Genomic DNA, 2,049 nt, shown 5'->3' on the forward strand with positions numbered 1-2,049 from the left:
AGCTTCATGCCAGTTTACAGCATGACCGGCTTCGCCAGCGCCAGCGCGGCACCGGTTACAGACTCCGACACGGTCGCGCCCGGCGTGACTGTGGAAGTCCGCACGGTCAACAGCCGTTTCCTCGACATTGCCTTCCGTCTGCCCGACGAGTTGCGCCAGGCCGAGCCCGCTCTGCGCGAGCTGCTGACGGCCGCGCTGCGCCGCGGCAAGGTGGAGTTGCGGGCTGCCGTGGGCCGCGCGGCGGACGACGCCCTGCCCCAGCCCACGCCGGATCAGCTCAACCGCCTGTCCCGGCTGGAGACCTCGGTCCAGAGCTGGCTGCCCAAGGCCCAGCCGCTGTCCGTCCACGAAGCCCTGCAGTGGTGCCGCGGCACCAGCACGGGCGCGGTGCCGGCAGCACTGGACGAACTGGTGCAGCAGGCGGCCAAGGCGGCCATCGACAGCCTCAAGCAGGCCCGCGCCCGCGAGGGCAAGCGCCTGGTCGCCATGCTGCTGGACCGTATCGGGACGCTGCGCACGCTGGCCGCCCAGGCCGAGCCCCTGGTGCCGGCCGTGGTCCAGAAGCAGCAACAGCGCTTTCTGGAGCGCTGGCAGGAGGCCCTGGCCAGTGGCGGCGACAGCGGCAACGGCGTGTCCGCCGAGGCGGCCCGCGACCGGGCCCTGGGCGAGGCGGCGGCCTTCGCCATCCGCATCGACGTGGCCGAGGAACTGACCCGCCTGAGCGCCCACCTCGACGAGATCGAGCGCCTGCTCAAGGCCGGCGGCGAGCTGGGCAAGCGCCTGGACTTCCTGATCCAGGAACTGCACCGGGAAGCCAACACCCTGGGCTCCAAGTCGGCCGCGCTGGAGTTGACCGGCATTTCCGTGGACATGAAGGTCCTGATCGAGCAGATGCGCGAGCAGGTGCAGAACATCGAATGAGCACGCCCCCGATGGAAACCCCCGGCAATCTCTTCGTGGTGGCCGCCCCCAGCGGCGCCGGCAAGTCCAGCCTGGTCAAGGCCCTGCTGGAACTCGACTCGCACCTGCAGGTCTCCGTTTCGCACACCACGCGCGCGCCCCGCGGCCAGGAGTTGCATGGACGAGAGTACTGGTTCGTCAGCCCGGCGGAGTTCCGGGCCATGGTCGACCGCGGCGAGTTCTTCGAATGGGCCGAGGTGCATGGCAATTGCTACGGCACCTCGCGCGTGGGCATCGAGCAGCGGCTGATGGCCGGTGACGACGTGGTGCTGGAGATCGACTACCAGGGCGCGCTGCAGATCAAGCAGCTGTTCGCGCATGCGGTGCTGATCTTCATCCTGCCGCCGAGCTGGCAGGAACTGGAACAGCGCCTGCGCCGACGGGGCGAGGACCATTCGGACGTGATCGCCCAGCGCATGGTCAATGCCCGCCACGAGGTGGCCCAGGCCCGCCATTTCGACTACGTTATAATCAACGGCTTGTTCGAGACGGCGCTTTTCGACCTGAAAACCGTCGTCCATTCGCAGCGTCTCAAGTATGTGACGCAGCGGCGCGCCAAATCCACGGTGTTCACCGCCCTGGATCTGGCCTGATTGCCGCATCTCCTCTTGAAGAGTTCACCCGTCAGGATTTCACGCCATGGCCCGCATCACCGTTGAAGACTGCCTGAAGAAGATCCCGAACCGCTTCCAGCTGGTGCTGGCGGCCACCTACCGGGCCCGCATGCTGAGCCAAGGCCACGCACCGAAGATCGACTCCAAGAACAAGCCTGGCGTGACCGCGCTGCGCGAGATCGCTGGCGGTGAGGTCGGTGTGGAGATGCTGCGCAAGGTCCCGACCTGATCGCACGCATTGCACGGGGAAACCCGCAGTCAACGGGCGCCTGAGGGCGCCCGTTTCCATTTCAGGCGCCTCTTCCGGAAAGGCCCAAACCGCCGAAGATGCGGGTAATGGGCTAAATTCAGTCCATGGGTATTCGTTCCTTTGCCGCCGATCTGCTGCCTGCTGCCTTGCAGGGACGCCCCCGCCAGTTGCCGGCCATGGCCCCTGCCGTGGGCACCACGCCGACCGAGGTGAGCTCCTTCGCGG

The 2,049-nt window shown here is 67.4% G+C and carries 3 protein-coding genes; all 3 read left to right on the forward strand.

Translation table 11 applies throughout. From position 1 onward, the window contains the following. The first annotated feature begins 6 nt into the window (after nucleotides 1–6). From I73_RS06310 to rpoZ, 3 genes are read left to right on the forward strand one after another with little or no spacing between them, the layout of a single operon-like run. On the forward strand, nucleotides 7–921 hold the full coding sequence (locus tag I73_RS06310; RefSeq protein ID WP_026096384.1) for a YicC/YloC family endoribonuclease: 915 nt from the start codon (nucleotides 7–9) through the stop codon (nucleotides 919–921). A gap of 11 nt (nucleotides 922–932) precedes the next feature. Continuing rightward, a complete protein-coding gene (gene gmk / locus I73_RS06315; protein WP_022979840.1) occupies nucleotides 933–1,553 on the forward strand; it encodes a guanylate kinase in 621 nt (206 codons plus the stop codon). Nucleotides 1,554–1,599: 46 nt separating this feature from the next. Beyond that, complete coding sequence (rpoZ, locus tag I73_RS06320) at nucleotides 1,600–1,803, forward strand: DNA-directed RNA polymerase subunit omega (protein WP_022979841.1); 204 nt, start codon at nucleotides 1,600–1,602, stop codon at nucleotides 1,801–1,803. Nucleotides 1,804–2,049 lie beyond the last annotated feature (246 nt).

It is taken from the genome of Ideonella sp. B508-1, assembly GCF_000333615.1.
In the GTDB taxonomy this organism is placed as follows: Bacteria; Pseudomonadota; Gammaproteobacteria; order Burkholderiales; family Burkholderiaceae_C; genus Ideonella.

What these genes read in the sequence shown, in the direction of transcription:
- gmk (WP_022979840.1), top strand. Translation starts at nt 933, where the DNA reads ATGGAAACCCCCGGCAATCTCTTCGTGGTGGCCGCCCCCAGCGGCGCC.
- rpoZ (WP_022979841.1), top strand. Translation starts at nt 1,600, where the DNA reads ATGGCCCGCATCACCGTTGAAGACTGCCTGAAGAAGATCCCGAACCGC.
- I73_RS06310 (WP_026096384.1), top strand. Translation starts at nt 7, where the DNA reads ATGCCAGTTTACAGCATGACCGGCTTCGCCAGCGCCAGCGCGGCACCG.